The organism is Hydrogenophaga sp. YM1, from assembly GCF_016903055.1.
GTDB lineage: Bacteria > Pseudomonadota > Gammaproteobacteria > Burkholderiales > Burkholderiaceae_C > Hydrogenophaga > Hydrogenophaga borbori.
Genome location: NZ_CP070223.1, coordinates 412697 through 427150, shown reverse-complemented (window position 1 = coordinate 427150; position 14454 = coordinate 412697). Strand labels below are relative to the sequence as shown.

Here is a 14454-nt window from a genome sequence, read left to right as displayed (position 1 = left end):
ACCGCCTTAGCTCTTGTCAGGGAACATGATTTTGAGTGCCTGACGGTAACGATCCTTCTCCTCGTCCGTCATTCCAGCGTACTCGCGGAAGAAGGCCACATCTTCTGGACTGGCCTGAGGAACCTGTTCAATGGGCTCGCCCATGATGTCCTCCATCGTCACGCCCAGCACCCTGGCCAAGGCCTGGACCCGTTCAGCGGAGGGACGCTGGCCGTCCTTCATCTCCAGTTCCCATATATACGCCTTGGTACAGCCGACTTCGTCGGCGACCTGTTGCAAGGTCAATTTCTTCGCCTCGCGTAAGCGTCGCAGGCGTGCTCCGAACGCTGAAGCCATAGCGATGCTCCTGTAGGGGAAAACAGTCAGTTAACAAAAACAAGACCGCCAGTATAGCCGCGAGATACAAACGAGGTCTAGATGTGCCGATTTGATTGACAAGCGGAAATCTGAGGTTCAGAATCGCGCTTGTATCTCGCTACTTTACTTGTGAGGGGTACGTGTTCAGTAAACCAGTCGCTGGCCAGTGCAGTCCGTACATCGGTCGCAGACCTTCGACGCCGATCCAGAAAGGACGATCAAGATGAAGAAGACCTTTGTCGACGTGATGCTCGAGCTGCCGGTGGATGCCACGCTGCGCGACTTCCTGACCAACCACAGCCTGCCGGTGCCCCATGGCTTTGCCTGGGATGACACACCTGAGACCAGCCAGTTTCTGGTCGAAGCGGTTAAGGTCTGGCCCGACATTGCTGCCCGCGACCGGATGACAGCCAACCTCATGGCCAGCGTTCAGTTGGGCGATGCGGCAGGCAAGCAGGCGATGTTTGAGGCGGCCGTGGCCGATGGTGCTGCGCTGGCGGGCTTGGCGCTGTGTGCAAGTGACGTCCACCGTTCCTTCTGGCTCTACGTCCACCACCCGGCGCTGTTCGAGCGCGCCTATGACTTCAGCTTTTGGGAACAGCATGGGCAGCAGACGCAGCAATACGACCTTGGCTTGAAACGCCAACCGAACGGTTCGGATGCCAATCTGACAGCGTTGCGTCATGCCATCTCGGCTTTCTACAAGCGCGAACTGCAATGCGGAGACGGCAGCGTGGCGCACTTGGTCGAGCGCAGTCCGGGGGTGTTCCTGTTGTCGGTCCATGTCAAGGACATGGCGATGCTGCGCCTGGAGTTCGAGGGGGCGACCCTGAAGCGCCGGGTCGGCAACCCCAACATTCACATGGTGCTGGAGTACGCCAAGTCCACCGGTGTCGTGCGCACGCTGGTGCGCGGCGGGGCAAAGTATCAGCAAATGCTGGTCGAGGCCTTCGCGGAGCATGTGCTGGGCGTGAAAGCGAGTGCTCACAAAATCAAGTCGCCGACGCTGGATTTGTCAATGCTGCGCACCGGATTCGATGTGCCAGAGGCCTTTGAGGACGGCTTCTCGATGGTTCAGTTGAAGGCACTCACCCTGCTCAGTCCTGACACGGCGCTGAAGATCGAATGCACGGCGATGCAATCCAGCCAGCAACGCTCGGTGCACGATTTGCTGAAGGAAAAGCTACCGGGCCCGCTGGAGGGTCAGTGGGCGGTGACAGCGGCACAGGTCAATCTCTATTACCCGCCCGAGCCGGGCAGGACTCGCCCCAAGGTGGTCACCATCGAAGTGACCAGCAAAGGGCGGCTGAACCTGCACAAGTTCGACGCCAAGATGCAGGCGCAGCTGGAAGGCTACCTAGTTGCGGTGGGTATCTTGCAGAAGGGCCAGACCCTCAGTGCCCAGGAATTGCCGCCAGAGACCGACGCGGTCAGTTCATCATCGGCCTTCGAGGACTGATCAATGGCGACGCACGATGCCTGGGCCCTGGTTTGCCGGCTGTTCGCAGGCGGCACGCCGGTGCTGCGGGCCACGCTTTCGCCACGCGAGGTATCTGCTTTGTCTGTGCTCGGCAAAGCCGTCAGGCCAACAGTGGTGGATCAGTCTTTTATGCTCTGCCCCCACTGTCAGCAGCATCGGGCGCAGGTCTGGGGCGATGGACGGGGCGGTCGGATCTGCCGGTGCCCGGAGTGTGGCCAGGTTCCTGTCGAGGCAATCGACGGTGCGGCGTTGGCCCTGGACGAAGACTGGCTGCGGCAGAAAATGCGCCTCGCGCTCGACATCGAGAGCCGCGACGACATCGATGACTTGGGCGACGGTGTTTGGCGGCTCGGTAACGCACGCAGCTCTCCGGTAGTGCTGGCCCGAGATCTGACGAGAGTGCTGCATGAGCCGTCCTTGCTGGATCGTGTCCGGGTGGCGGGAAGCAACATCCGAGTCATCACCCCCAGGCCGCGCACGACTCGTGGATCGCCCTTCGGCTCCGGTGTGGAATGGCTGGCGCTGGAAGAACGATTCACGTTCTATGGAGGCGGAATCACCTTCATACCCTCGGTGCCGTCTGCAGTGCCAGCAGTGGCCGATCCGGCTGCGCCAGTGAACGGGCCGTTCTCGGCCGACTTCAAGTGGGCAACGCTGCCGGATGTGCAGGCCACACCGATCCGGTTCACCGATGGTCAGGCCAAGGTGTTCGAAGCGCTCTGGTCGTTCAAGGGGGCCGAGGTGAACGGCGAAAGGATCATGCAGCGCGCTGGCCAGAAGAGCGACAAGCCGATTGACCTGTTCAAGATCAAGTCGAAGGACAAGGGCAAGCCGGAGCACGAGGCTCGACTGGCGGCCTACGGAGCACTCGTCGTCACGCAGCAACGCGCAGGCTTGTATTCCATGCCTTGCGCGGCGGCAGTGTTGGCGTGACGGACTGCTGCTCCAAGCAAGCCCGACAACGAATGGCAATGGCACGCGCACAAATCATGGTCGCGAAAGGCCATGTGCGTGTGCCACGGCGAAGAAGTTAGCGCCGATTTCGAGAGAAGAGAGGGCGGAACGGAGGGCAACTGGGGATGTTACTGCCAGACCACAGGACCCCGGTCGCACACGCAGAATGTGCGGGAACCCCGCGTGTCATGCGGGAAGCACAAATGAAAACGCCCAACTGAGAACAGTTGGGCGCTGAATTTTGGTGGCCTGGGGCGGAATCGAACCACCGACACGCGGATTTTCAAGCCAGTTTTGGCCCAAAAACCGAGCGAAGGCTAACGCAACAAACCAATGAAATCAACAGCTTAGCCGCAGTGGTGCGCAACTGAGCGCACCCACTTTCTGACGCCAGTGTCAGAAAAGTGTCAGAACGATCTGCACGCGGATTCTACCAGACACCCCGCTCAATCGCCCCCCATGGCAGCGACCGGTACAGCGCCTCCACCCTAGCCATGGCGTCCTCGAAAGCGGGTAGCGCCCCGTCCACATCAGCCTGCAGGTCGGCATAGCCTTCGCGCGCCATTTTCACGACCGCCCCATCGCTCATCGACTCCGAGGTGGGCTCGATACCTTTGCTGCGGCAAGATTCGACGAGCATCACGTGAATCTGAGCCAACTCCTCTGCGGAGAAGGCCTTGACCGACTCGAGCAAGAGCCAGATGTCGTAGACGTCCTGGCGACGGTTGCGCTTGCGGATCGGCTGCTGCAACAGCGAGCGCATCTTCTCAGCCAGAACGTTGTGCAGCGAGTACGAGCGGATCGTCGCGCCCCCATCGAGCTCAAGCAGCTCGACCTCGAACACCGCCTCGTTGAAGCTGTAGTCAATCTGCACCACGCGCGGTGAGTTTTTGGCCTGCAACCTGGCCATCGCGCCCCCGTTGGACTTGTCGGCAAATCCAATCGTCAACGCCAGGTTGTGGTGTGTCCTGTTCTCTCCCTTGGGCTCTACCTTGCGTGACTGCAAGCGGCATGCCGTTCCATAAGGCAGCCGATCCTCAGCAGCCACCAGCCCTGCCTCGAACTCAGCCAGCAGTGCGTCGGCGTTTTCTGCCGTGTACCTTTCGCTGGTCGAGAAGTCCAAGTCACGCGTGAATCGGGAGCTGTCATAGCGTATAGCCAACAGCAGCCCACCTTTCATCACCATCTTGGTCTGCAGGTTCTGCGAGTGACCGATGCTGTCTAGGATGATGTGCACGGCCTCGCGAAATCCTCGTTGATCTGCGGGTGCGGCCTCTACCCACGCCTCGATGTCAACCTCGTTCACAGCGCACCTTCAGAACCGCCAGGCACCAAGGATGCGACATTGATCGAGAGCATCCATTTCTCGGAGTAATCAGGAACGTACTCCCCTCGAGGGTCCAGCATCCTGGAGCCTCCGCGCTGTGCGTGTCGCACCCAGCCATCAATAACGGGACTCTGAAGGTGGCAGACCTCATCAAGCAGATAGCCCGCGCGAACCTTCTCGACCGCATTCCCATGGCGCTCAACCTCCTCGGTGATGAGCGGCAAGTACCTTGCGCCAAATTCACGATAGGTGTCAACGACATGCTGCATGCCACCACAGTTATCAGGCTCACGCACCATGTCCAAGAAAGCTCGGCCGACCATCGCGACCCGGATCGCTGGGGACTTGATGATTTTGAACGCCCCCCTGCTGGAACGCCTCATCAACTCGACTCGCACACCCTCGACGCGCTCAAAGGTCTGACGCCTGAGTAGCGGCAACTTCGCCCCCCGAAAGGCCTCCAATTGCTCACCCAGTTCTTTTTCCATCCTACCCTTGGCCAATTCACGCCACTCACCATCCAGAGGCGTAGTCAAGTACAGGATTTTGGAGAACCGGTCCGTCAGCCCGTGGTACTCCATGGCACTGAGATGCGAGACGTACGCAAAGGGGTCTACAGCACAGGCGACCTCCATAGCTTTCGGCTTGCCTCGCCCAAACAGGTGATAAACCGTCCCCGGCTTGAAGTCTTTGCTTGGAGAAATCAGGCCAAAGGAACCAAGGCTGTCCACCCCCCTCTCATAGAGAGCCTGCGAAGGCTGCACCTCCAAGCTCGCAAGCTGCGAGGACATAAGCACCGCCAGTTCGTAGTCGGTCACGACCGGGCGCTCCCAGCCCGCCAGCTTGTCTTGGAGGGCTTTCATCACCGCCGGCAGGAACTCTGCTGAAGATTGTTTCAAATCTGCCTGCTATCCTTTACGTCCTTAGGACGCAAAGGATAGCAGGCAGAGCGAGAAAAGTCAATCGCCAGTGTTTGACAAACACCCGGGTGGCAACTAGAATGCGTCCTAAGGACGCATTCTAGTTGCCACCCAGTCGATGAAGAGAGATGTTGGCACTAAAAGATACCGCCTATGCCAGTAAATCGTATTTACCGCTCATTCCGGTATTGCGAATTTACTGGATAAGCCACTAAAATGTGTTTACCGGATTAGGCGGTAAACATGCTCAATCGAACCCAACCCATCGTCACCTCAGCTCAGCTTGGAGCGCTGCTCGTGAACGTGCGCAAGAGCCGCAAGCTCACGCAGGCTCAGTTGGGTGCCCGCCTGGGCCTAAGCCAGAAGCGCGTGTCTGAGCTGGAGCTCGCCTCAGGCACGCTGAGCGTCGACCAGCTCCTGGCAATTTGCGCCCAACTCGGATTGCAGCTGAACCTGCAGCTCCGCGACGACACCCCGCCTGCGCGGGGCTCAGCAACGGTTTGGTAAGCCATGGGACGACGCGCGCACTCTCGCCCGCTTTCCATCTGGACCAATGGTGAGCTCGTCGGCCACTGGACCCCGGCCAGCAACCAGCCCATGCGGCTGGCCTATGCCGACAGCTGGCTTAAATCCGACGCCGCCCGACCGCTATCGCTATCACTCCCGCTGCCACTGCTAGACAACAACCCACTGCGCGGCGAGCTGGTAGAAAACTTCTTCGAGAACCTGCTGCCGGAAAGCAGCGCCATCCGAAAGCGCCTGGCGCAGCGGTACGCTGCGGGTTCTGAGGGCACCTTTGACCTGCTTGCGGCCATCGGCCGCGACTGCGTGGGCGCCGTGCAGTTACTGGACGCAGAAGAGGAGCCCAAGGGCTTCGACCGCATCGAAGGCGAGACCTTGAACGATGAGGCCGTTGCAGCCGCGCTTCGCAGTGCTGTGACCGTGGCCCAGTTCGGTAAGCAGGAGCACGAGCAGGACTTTCGCATCTCCATTGCCGGCGCCCAAGAAAAGACGGCATTGCTGTGGCACCAAGGCCAGTGGATGCGCCCGCTGGGCGCCACCCCGACGACGCACATCATCAAGCTGCCGCTGGGGCTCGTGGGCAACATGCAGGCCGACATGCGCACCTCGGTTTACAACGAGTGGCTGTGCCTGAAGCTGATGGGTGCACTCGGGTTCGACGTGGCTAAAGCAGACATTGTCACGTTTGCAGACCATGCTCCAGTGCTTGTGGTCGAGCGATTCGACCGCAAGCTGCACCCGTCGGGGGAGTGGATTCTTCGCCTCCCTCAAGAAGACTTCTGCCAGGCCCGCGGCGTGAACCCTGCCATCAAATACGAGGCCGACGGGGGCCCAGGCATCGAGCAGCTGGCGCAGGTGCTACACGGCTCGCAGAACGCGCGCGCTGATTTGCGCACGCTGCTGGCCAGCCAGATCACCTTCTGGCTGATGGCCGCAACCGATGGTCACGCGAAGAACTTCAGCATCCGACTGCACGCCGGCGGCGCGTACGCACTGACTCCGTTGTATGACGTGCTCTCAGCCTGGCCCATCATCGGCAAGGGCAAGAACCAACTGGCCTGGAGAAATGCCAAGCTGGCCATGGCAGTCTCTGGAAAGAACCGCCACTACCACCTGGCAACCGTCATGCGACGCCACTTCAACGCGACTGCAGCGAAGTGCGGTTGGGGTGAAAACGCCGAGGACATCATCGGCGAGTTGCTTTCCAATGTGGATGGCGCTATCGAGACCGTCGCAAAGCAACTGCCACCCGGCTTCCCGGAAGATGTGGCCGCCGCGATCTTCGAGGGCATGCGCAACCAGGCCAGACGCCTGCAGGAGCAACCTGCGGTTTAGTTTTCGCGTCTGCAAGGCACCACCCCCAGACTGGCCGATTCGATAGCCCATCGCACAGTAACCCCGTTGCCGCTCGTCACGCATGCGCGGTAGCGCCAGAAGCCCATGAAAGAAGCCCGCACGCGGCGGGCTTCCGAGATACATCAGTCCTGAGCCGTCTGCCGCTGCACCGCGGGCCTGTCCGCCAAGAGCGCCATGCGCCGTGCCTGTATTTGGAGGTGTGCCAGCTTCTCCTACGTCAACGCAGACAGGCTTCGCTCGACCTGCTGCATCAGTGCTTCGCGCGCGCCGCAGGCATATCTGAATAATGGGGTGACCATGGTGTTTCCTCGAGATGCAGGGCCCAGTGCCTGCACCTTGTATAGGTCATCGCGCATCAGACCTCGAGGCAGAGCGGCGCAGTCATGGCAGAGCTGAGTAAGTGACACACGACAGGACTGACATGGGACTCGAACCCGCGTAGGCCCTTCTTCCCCGCCGGTACAACGTAGCCGCGCGCGGGCAACGTTGAATTCCAGTGTCGAGCCGTGGTAGCTCCAAGTGGGTGTAGCCTAGTTGACCAGCAACCTGCGTGCGTCAACCCAACTGTAACGAAAAACCGGCGCATAGGCACGATGGAGTCGTTGGCATTTAAAACTCCAGACGAGGCAGTATTCAAGATGCACGAGTTTCGGTAGATGCCTATTCGTCGTCCTCGCGCTCACCCAAGACAAGAGTCATGCGGAATCCGCTGTCTTGAATCAGAACCTCTTCCCATAGATTCCACCGTCTGGCATCGCGATCATTCAGCCACCAGTGTGCATCCGACTCTTCTTGGTCAGAAATAGCCCCGCTCGTTCCATCAAACACCCGCGCGTGGGTCTTGTGAAATAGCTCCTGCCCTTTGCGTAGATCAATCCAAGGGAACTCACCACCCCTGATCGAGTAAATGTATTTACCGTCTTTCGAAAACACTACGGCGAAGTCGTCACCATGAAGCTGGGCGTACCGCCGAGCAGCAGCTTCCTTGCTAACACCGCATAGCGTATGCAACTCCAGAATCCGGGACATCTCTGCACTGCCCCTCATGAATGAGTTCGTCATGACCTCTTTCGCCGGCATCAACAAGCACGATGCAAACTCGTTCGCTTGCGCCTCCATGCCATGGCGACCGCGACTCGTCAGCTCCGAATTGCGTAGATCATCCTTGTTGCACAACATCCTGTCGCTGCCAGGCGGCGCTACGTGGCGCAGGTTTACAAAGTGACCGAGCTCATGTGCGATGGTGAAGCGGCTACGGTGAGGTCCTCGCCCGGCGCGCAGCAGGATATAGCCGTGGCTCTTTGCCTCATTCTGAATGAGGCCACCTTCAAAGGCGTCCGTCTCCATCTCCTGAATATCCAGGATTCCGCATGCTTTGGCGACGGCCTCCACAGGCAACGGGAGCAACGTATCGAGTTGCTGCTTAATCTGCCCAATGAGGATTGCGGCAAGCTTGTCCGGCTGAGCTGTATCAGCCAGATCGCTTCGATCAACTTCTAGACTTACCTCCATTGCCCATCTCCCTTAGGTTCTTGGTGAGGCCGCGCACCACTTCCAATTGCTCCGGCGTCAGCCCTCTGAGGTCACGGAAGAGCGGTGCGAGATGCTCTTCATCGGTGGCAGCGTCTCCCTCGCCAACCAGTTCTTTGATTGGTACCTCCAACGCTCTGGACAGCTCAGTCAGCAGCGCCAACGTCGGATTGCTGGTTTTGCCCTGCTCCAAATCCCAAATGTGGGCCTTGGACGCCTTCACTTCGTCCGCAAGTTGCTGCAGAGAGAGGTTTTTCGCCATGCGAAATTTTCTTAAACGCACACCAAAAGTCGAGGTCATGCACCCATGATACAGACGATTCCGTAAAGATTCATCTTGACAACGAAATCGTACTGATTGATCATTACGGCACGGCAACTTCGCCGTGTCACTGGAGAAATCCAAATGCGTATGCCTCTCGGTACGACCGCCCGCACGGGCGAAACCTGTCCTGAAAGTGGTGTGTGGCGTCCCGCCAATGGAAATACGACTGCGCCGATTGCCAAAGGCAACCGGATGCCGCCGTACAACCAGCAGGCGACGACGTGGACCTTGGTCCAGCACGCCTGAGCGGAAGGGTGAGCAGGTGGAGAGCGGGACCTTAGGGTCCCGCTTTCTTTTGAGCAGTGAGTACCAAGATGCTGATGACCAGCAGTCGAGCCTGGCGACATGAATCGCGGGCGAAAAATGCCGAAGGCCCGGTCAAACCCTTGCTTCATGGGCCACACCCCAGATTTGGCCCAAAAATTCTTACCTGATAACAGCCGTTATCAGGTAAGAAACGGGCAGGAGACGGGCGCCCACACCCACCAAGCCGCACTCCACGCCAGCGATCCACCCCTCAACAGCGCCCCGTCGGTCTATCCATACCCTGGCTAGACCGCACTCATCATGCGCGGATCAAGACCGGTTGCACGCTGCTACCGGACGGTGCGTCAGCGGGCTGCGCGAGCACGAAGCCTGCTGATGGAGTGCCGCAGTTGAAGCAGCGGGAAAGCCGCGCGAGCTCATTTGAATCACAAGTTTTCGCTGCCTCGGACGGTGAGATTGAGCGGTGCACCCAGCCGCATTTCAGGCATTTGACGTCGAGGCCGTGGGGTAGCAGATGAGCGGGCAGATGGTCCATTCGTGCATCGTACATCCGGCTTGCGGTAGCCGTGCGGATCGCGCTGCGCAGAAGCTGCGCGCAAACGAATCCGAACCTTGAGGCTCTTGAAACGGACTTACCGGGCCCGCCTGCGGCGGCTGCCGACCAGGCGACGAGGCTGCAGCGCCGAGCCATAACAGCGCTTATTAACGCCTCGCCGGCACCGCGTTGGGTGCCCTCGCGGAGCCTCGCGAGCTGGGCCAGCCTGTGCCGATTCCGACCACCTAGCGGTGAGCTGGCATCACAAACCCGAGGGTCTGGAGGGGGTGCAACACCCCCTCGGCCGGGCCTTGAAGGCGACGATTTCCACGTGGAAATTTGTGCCGGCGCAGAGCTGCGAAGCGTGTCTCTCAGCCGTGAGACACGCGCCCGCAGCGACCAGCGATTGAAGCTCCAAGCCAAGACTGATCTGGGGCCGCGCAGAGGGGGCCTACGGGGCGGCTGCCGGGGTGTCCCTCGCGATTTCCGTACGGAAATTTCCACGTGGAAATCGCGTCGTTCTGGGGCCGCCAAGGGCATCTCGCAAGCCCTATTCAGCGTCGCGCCGCAGTGGCCACGGCTTGTCCTATTTCTGAAGGTGAGGCGCTGAAATTTCCGTGCGGAAATCGGAGCTCGGGAAGGTGCGCGGGGATGGAGGATCAAGGGGCGCAGGCCCCTGGCGGGAGCGACGCGGGGCCCAGGGTGGCGAGGTGCGGGGCGGGGGCGTTGAGCGTAGGGTGGTCGAGCTGTCCGACGTTAGAGTAGAGTCATGTAGCCCCACCGTGCCATCCGACTTTACGGCGACGGGGGCCTCGCCGGTCACAAACTCGGTCGGCGCTGGGGTCGTGTCCCCACCGGGAGCACGGGCGTGGCAAACGCCCGGCGATCCTAAGCGTACGCCTGCTCAGCCGCCTCAGCGTCCGCCAGAACCTCCGCCTCGATCAGGCAGAAAGTCGTCACTGACTCGAGGGCCTTCAGCAAAGCTGTCCCATGTTTTTTCCGAGCTGCGCTCGTCAACTCGGTCACGGGCGGCTATCGTCTGCAGACGCCGAGCGGCTGCATCTACTAGCGTTTCGATGAGGCGGTGTGGAGGCGTTGGCGGATGCTCCTGGACATACCAGCGAGCTGCGCGGATGTGTGTCGGAGTGAGGAACGGATACGACTCCTGAAGCCGCTCCAGGCCGATGCCCTTCGAAAGCGATGCGAGCACGTCGACGATGGGTACGCGAGAACCGATAAACACCGGCGTCCCCTGGAGTATCTCAGGGTCAGTCGTCACAAGAGCCGCAACAGCAACTGTAGGCACACATTCGATGTTGCAGTCGAGCGATTCCGCGACCAATTGATAGATGCGCAAGCTGACATCTTCATCGCCGACCAGCACCTTCGCCATCGTCGAACGTGACAGGTGCAGCCGCAACGCATGCGTGTCAGCGTTCCAGCGGGAAGCTCGCAGGGCTGCACGGAGTTGCCCGCCAATGAGTTTGTTGCGGGGAGTCATGTCGGCACCGTAGGATGATCCGTGAAGTCGTGCAGCAACGCCAGGGGGGTGGAGCAAGTGGATAACATTCCGCCCCCCCGCGATCCACGGCAGCACCTTACGGCACGGATGCCGACTGAGCAAAAGCGCAGCAGCGTCAAATTGCATGCACGGGAATCCTTCACGGTAAGTCGGGCAACGTTCATGATGAATTGACTACTCACTACAGATTGACAGAGCAGGCTCACAGTGCTTGCGCTTGGTAGGGCCAAGCTCCGACACACGGGACAGACCTAGCCGATCCCCTTGTAGGGAGTTGACCAAACCGCCTGAGAATCTGCAAAGAAGGTGCAGTCCGCACGCCGACCATTTGGCGAAGGTAGGAGATTGGCTGGGAAAAAAGCCGCTCCACAACCAACTCATCACACTTCTCCTTTGAAATCACAGGACCTGCCCTCACTCGAAACTTAATCAATGCAAATGACTCTCCCAAGCGGACGACATCAATAATTGATGTGTTTGCACAGTCGCAACGCGCATTGGTCTTGAGCACTTTTAATAGGCGGCGAAACTCGGCGGTAATAACGGGGTTCGCAACCGTTGTCATATTGAGATTCAAATAATCAGGCAATGAAGTCCATGCCCCCACTTCAATTTCAATTGCCAAACCCTCCAGACCAATCAGTGCATCGAGAAATTCTTTTGCCCTTTGCGCATCTCTTGCTTGAGCTCTGGGGGTTTCACATTGCAAATAGCTCGGTGACGATGGACGATCCTCAGGATGATGGTCAAAATGCCCATGCTCCTGGATCACCTCAAAGCCAAGCGCGTTCTCCTGCAGAAAAACATTGAGCCGTTGAAGGATAGAAGCTTCATACCATTCAGTTTTCCCGGCCCTCCCGAATGGAACAGATTCGGGATTGACTTGGAACTCGTTGAAATATGTCTTGAGCGCGTCTTCAAGCCTTCGACTGTCATCGCATGAGGGAGCCAAGAGCGCGATACTGCGCACCAGATCGAACAATGCCCCTCCCTGAAGGTCCTTGCCGATATTCGAGAGGCGATGTCGTGGTTCTGCAGAGTGTCCGACCTTGACAATCGGTCGGCCAAACTGGGACGCGGCGGCCTGGCTCAGAACGCCAACATACGCATAAAACTTGCCATTGTGCTTACTCACTGCAGGCCTCCACGCGATGAAATTCGCGAGAATCATGCCCTCTACCTTTCACCCCCGCATCAGGACTATTACTCGTTTCACATATAACTCACCATTTGCCAACATCAGGTATTCAGAAGGCCCATCGCCTTCTTCCTGCACACCCGAACAGGGTGCCCCCAAAAGAGCAGCCGCGGTCGGACTATCGAGAAATGATCTGGATTTGCTTGGTGAATTCCTGATTTCGTGAAGCTCTTTGAAACCCTCAGCGGCAGCCTATACTGAGTAGGCAGCCTGCAACTGAACACTGCCTTTTCCGCTCCACTGGGCGACGCACAGAGGCACATTCATCACTTGCCCTATTTTGGGGCTCGAGAAGGCATAACTACAGCACCTTTAGCAGTGGCCTCATAGCCGCGCATGAAGGTTCGCGACCGTCTGGTTGAGCTTCTTCTTCCACTAACAGGAGATGCTCAATGCATTCTTTCAACCTCGCTTTCACTGCCTTTTCTCACCAAGGCTCTCTGGCGCGTCTCGGCCAAAACTACGCACTCAGAGACCGGAGAAGACCTGCAATCCTCGGAATGACATCCATCGCGCCCCTTATGGCCGGCGATATCGTCATGTCCGCAACGTCGGGGGACCAGCAATGACTCGCCGCCCTCCATTTGAACCCATGAACTACGCGGTGGAACTCGCCTCAACCGGCAACTATGCCTATGCCGACAACCACATCATCCACTGGACTGGCACGCACTGGGCCCAGATGAACCAAGAGGATGCGCAACGGGATGCGCTTCGCTGGGTTGTCGACAACTCAGCAGCCATCGTCAGCGACGCCTCGGCCGCGAGCGCGGTACGGACCGCCATGCTATGGCTTCCTCGGTTGCCGGACCCGACCACCACGGACCTGCTCATTCCCCTACGGAATGGTTATCTCCGTCAACGGGCAGGCAGCTACGCACTTGAGCCGCATGACAAGTCCCTCGGCGTCCGCTATCTCATCAACTGCATCTACGACCCGATGCATCCGCGTCCCGACCTCTTTATGGGGTTTATCGAGCGCATCCTTCCGGACGAAGCCGTGCGATCACGGGTACAGGAGTACCTGGGATACCCCATCACGGTAGTTGCTTCGCGTCGGCAGGCTGGTGTCGTGTGCGCGGCCATCCGAAAGACCATCGCGTGCGCTACCGCCAAATACCCCGGTCACTTGGTCCGCCTGGTCAGATAGAAATTCAGCGTCATTCTCCGGTAGAAATTCATCGACCTCCGAATAGGCACCTGGTCCATGCCCGGTCCATGCCACCGACCGTGCTATCTGGCCAACCAATCGGACATCGACGACATCAGCCCCAACCAGGGGGCCACTGCGTGGCCCAGTGCGACGCGGCCGTCACACGCTTGAATCTGATCGCTGTTCCGGCCGCCCTGGTCGGAATGATCGCATTTCCGCCGGCTATGGATGCGATAGCTGAATCTCACCCCATCAAACAGAAGGCAACCGCAGCTCATGCGTACGATGGAACCGCAGGTACTTGGCATGCGCAGGCCTTAGATTCCGAATGCTCCATCTGCTGGAAACCCCGAGCTGTGATCGCCCATCGGGCAGAAGCGACTCGGATACAAGTACCTCGCCGGTGTCCGAGAATGAAATCCAGCCTCCATCAAACAGCGCGTCGACATGAGGAGCCAGCAAGAGCCCATTGAAAACATCCAGGCGCTCCTCGTCAGATGCGCACTTAGCCCATGGCTTGATGTGCGAAGCACGGAGCAGAGCAGGCACAGCAAGTCCCGTAACACAACAGCGCCCCTGCCAGTAGTCGAGCAGCGCTTCGCGGAACAAGTCCTGCCCCAATCGCTGAACAACCAAGCGCTCAGCTTCAGTGGTCCGTGGCAGCTCTTGCGTCATCTGCCGGAACTGGTCAGCGACGCGATTAGGCATGGTTCGGGCCACCGCTGATGCCCGCTGGAGCAGGCCGTATAGTTCGCCCACGGTGGCCACACTCAAGGCACCATCCGTCAAACCATCCAGCATGGCCTCGTTTGACATCGAAACGAGAAAACTGCCAGCCAGGAATCGCACTGTGACGACCTCCGGAAACCTGGCTGAACGCAACTCCAAGCCGTTGTCATCCACAAGCAACGGTGTGCGCTCAAACCCGCAATCCGCTGCAGCCTTCTCAATACGCAGGCGGTCAAGCGGCGTCATACCACTGCCCCTGCGAGCCGTGCCTGCATGGCC

At 59.2% G+C, this 14454-nt stretch carries 13 protein-coding genes; 5 read left to right on the top strand and 8 right to left on the bottom strand.

What is annotated here, in order from left to right; all coding sequences use genetic code 11:
* Positions 1 to 6: 6 nt before the first annotated feature.
* Entirely contained in the window at positions 7 to 336 is a 330-nt protein-coding gene (locus JNX00_RS02090; protein WP_013517374.1) for a helix-turn-helix transcriptional regulator, read from the bottom strand.
* Positions 337 to 580: 244 nt separating this feature from the next.
* On the opposite strand from JNX00_RS02090, the gene JNX00_RS02085 reads away from it, so the two are divergent.
* Positions 581 to 1816, top strand: coding sequence for a hypothetical protein (locus tag JNX00_RS02085; protein WP_204743937.1), 1236 nt, complete (start codon positions 581 to 583; stop codon positions 1814 to 1816).
* A 3-nt stretch (positions 1817 to 1819) separates the two neighbouring features.
* Positions 1820 to 2770 (top strand): hypothetical protein, encoded by a 951-nt coding sequence (locus JNX00_RS02080; RefSeq protein WP_204743936.1) that lies wholly within the window; start codon positions 1820 to 1822, stop codon positions 2768 to 2770.
* 451 nt (positions 2771 to 3221) lie between these two features.
* On the opposite strand, the gene JNX00_RS02075 is transcribed toward JNX00_RS02080, so the two are convergent.
* Both JNX00_RS02075 and JNX00_RS02070 read right to left on the bottom strand, forming a co-directional pair.
* Positions 3222 to 4097 (bottom strand): nucleotidyl transferase AbiEii/AbiGii toxin family protein, encoded by an 876-nt coding sequence (locus tag JNX00_RS02075; RefSeq protein ID WP_204743935.1) that lies wholly within the window; start codon positions 4095 to 4097, stop codon positions 3222 to 3224.
* Positions 4094 to 5017: a hypothetical protein gene (locus JNX00_RS02070; protein WP_239478236.1), complete on the bottom strand. Its 924-nt coding sequence runs from the start codon at positions 5015 to 5017 to the stop codon at positions 4094 to 4096. The genes JNX00_RS02075 and JNX00_RS02070 overlap by 4 nt, the downstream gene beginning before the upstream one ends.
* 264 nt (positions 5018 to 5281) lie before the next feature.
* On the opposite strand from JNX00_RS02070, the gene JNX00_RS02065 reads away from it, so the two are divergent.
* Positions 5282 to 5545 (top strand): helix-turn-helix domain-containing protein, encoded by a 264-nt coding sequence (locus tag JNX00_RS02065; protein ID WP_204743934.1) that lies wholly within the window; start codon positions 5282 to 5284, stop codon positions 5543 to 5545.
* A gap of 3 nt (positions 5546 to 5548) precedes the next feature.
* A complete protein-coding gene (locus tag JNX00_RS02060) occupies positions 5549 to 6895 on the top strand; it encodes a type II toxin-antitoxin system HipA family toxin (RefSeq protein ID WP_204743933.1) in 1347 nt (448 codons plus the stop codon).
* 681 nt (positions 6896 to 7576) lie between these two features.
* Here JNX00_RS02060 and JNX00_RS02055 read toward each other — a convergent pair.
* From JNX00_RS02055 to JNX00_RS02040, 4 genes are all read right to left on the bottom strand, one after another.
* Positions 7577 to 8428, bottom strand: coding sequence for an ImmA/IrrE family metallo-endopeptidase (locus tag JNX00_RS02055; RefSeq protein ID WP_204743932.1), 852 nt, complete (start codon positions 8426 to 8428; stop codon positions 7577 to 7579).
* Complete coding sequence (locus JNX00_RS02050; protein WP_275564521.1) at positions 8406 to 8747, bottom strand: helix-turn-helix transcriptional regulator; 342 nt, start codon at positions 8745 to 8747, stop codon at positions 8406 to 8408. Before JNX00_RS02050 ends, JNX00_RS02055 begins: the two co-directional genes overlap by 23 nt.
* A 1739-nt stretch (positions 8748 to 10486) precedes the next feature.
* Positions 10487 to 11074: a DUF433 domain-containing protein gene (locus JNX00_RS02045; protein ID WP_239478235.1), complete on the bottom strand. Its 588-nt coding sequence runs from the start codon at positions 11072 to 11074 to the stop codon at positions 10487 to 10489.
* 223 nt (positions 11075 to 11297) lie between these two features.
* Positions 11298 to 12230 carry a GIY-YIG nuclease family protein gene (locus JNX00_RS02040; RefSeq protein WP_204743929.1) on the bottom strand — a complete coding sequence of 311 codons (933 nt, stop codon included), beginning with the start codon at positions 12228 to 12230 and terminating at the stop codon, positions 11298 to 11300.
* 655 nt (positions 12231 to 12885) lie between these two features.
* On the opposite strand from JNX00_RS02040, the gene JNX00_RS02035 reads away from it, so the two are divergent.
* On the top strand, positions 12886 to 13443 hold the full coding sequence (locus JNX00_RS02035; protein ID WP_204743928.1) for a hypothetical protein: 558 nt from the start codon (positions 12886 to 12888) through the stop codon (positions 13441 to 13443).
* Between the two features lie 255 nt (positions 13444 to 13698).
* Here the strand turns inward: JNX00_RS02035 and JNX00_RS02030 are convergent, their stop codons facing one another.
* The gene (locus JNX00_RS02030) at positions 13699 to 14421 is read right to left on the bottom strand and encodes an HNH endonuclease (protein WP_204743927.1); all 723 of its coding nucleotides are present in this window, start codon (positions 14419 to 14421) and stop codon (positions 13699 to 13701) included.
* Between the last annotated feature and the right edge of the window lie 33 nt (positions 14422 to 14454).

Coding starts and splice junctions, on each gene's coding strand:
- JNX00_RS02035 (WP_204743928.1), top strand. CDS start 12,886: ATGAACTACGCGGTGGAACTCGCCTCAACCGGCAACTATGCCTATGCC.
- JNX00_RS02030 (WP_204743927.1), bottom strand. CDS start 14,421: ATGACGCCGCTTGACCGCCTGCGTATTGAGAAGGCTGCAGCGGATTGC.
- JNX00_RS02045 (WP_239478235.1), bottom strand. CDS start 11,074: ATGACTCCCCGCAACAAACTCATTGGCGGGCAACTCCGTGCAGCCCTG.
- JNX00_RS02080 (WP_204743936.1), top strand. CDS start 1,820: ATGGCGACGCACGATGCCTGGGCCCTGGTTTGCCGGCTGTTCGCAGGC.
- JNX00_RS02055 (WP_204743932.1), bottom strand. CDS start 8,428: ATGGAGGTAAGTCTAGAAGTTGATCGAAGCGATCTGGCTGATACAGCT.
- JNX00_RS02060 (WP_204743933.1), top strand. CDS start 5,549: ATGGGACGACGCGCGCACTCTCGCCCGCTTTCCATCTGGACCAATGGT.
- JNX00_RS02050 (WP_275564521.1), bottom strand. CDS start 8,747: ATGACCTCGACTTTTGGTGTGCGTTTAAGAAAATTTCGCATGGCGAAA.
- JNX00_RS02090 (WP_013517374.1), bottom strand. CDS start 336: ATGGCTTCAGCGTTCGGAGCACGCCTGCGACGCTTACGCGAGGCGAAG.
- JNX00_RS02085 (WP_204743937.1), top strand. CDS start 581: ATGAAGAAGACCTTTGTCGACGTGATGCTCGAGCTGCCGGTGGATGCC.
- JNX00_RS02065 (WP_204743934.1), top strand. CDS start 5,282: ATGCTCAATCGAACCCAACCCATCGTCACCTCAGCTCAGCTTGGAGCG.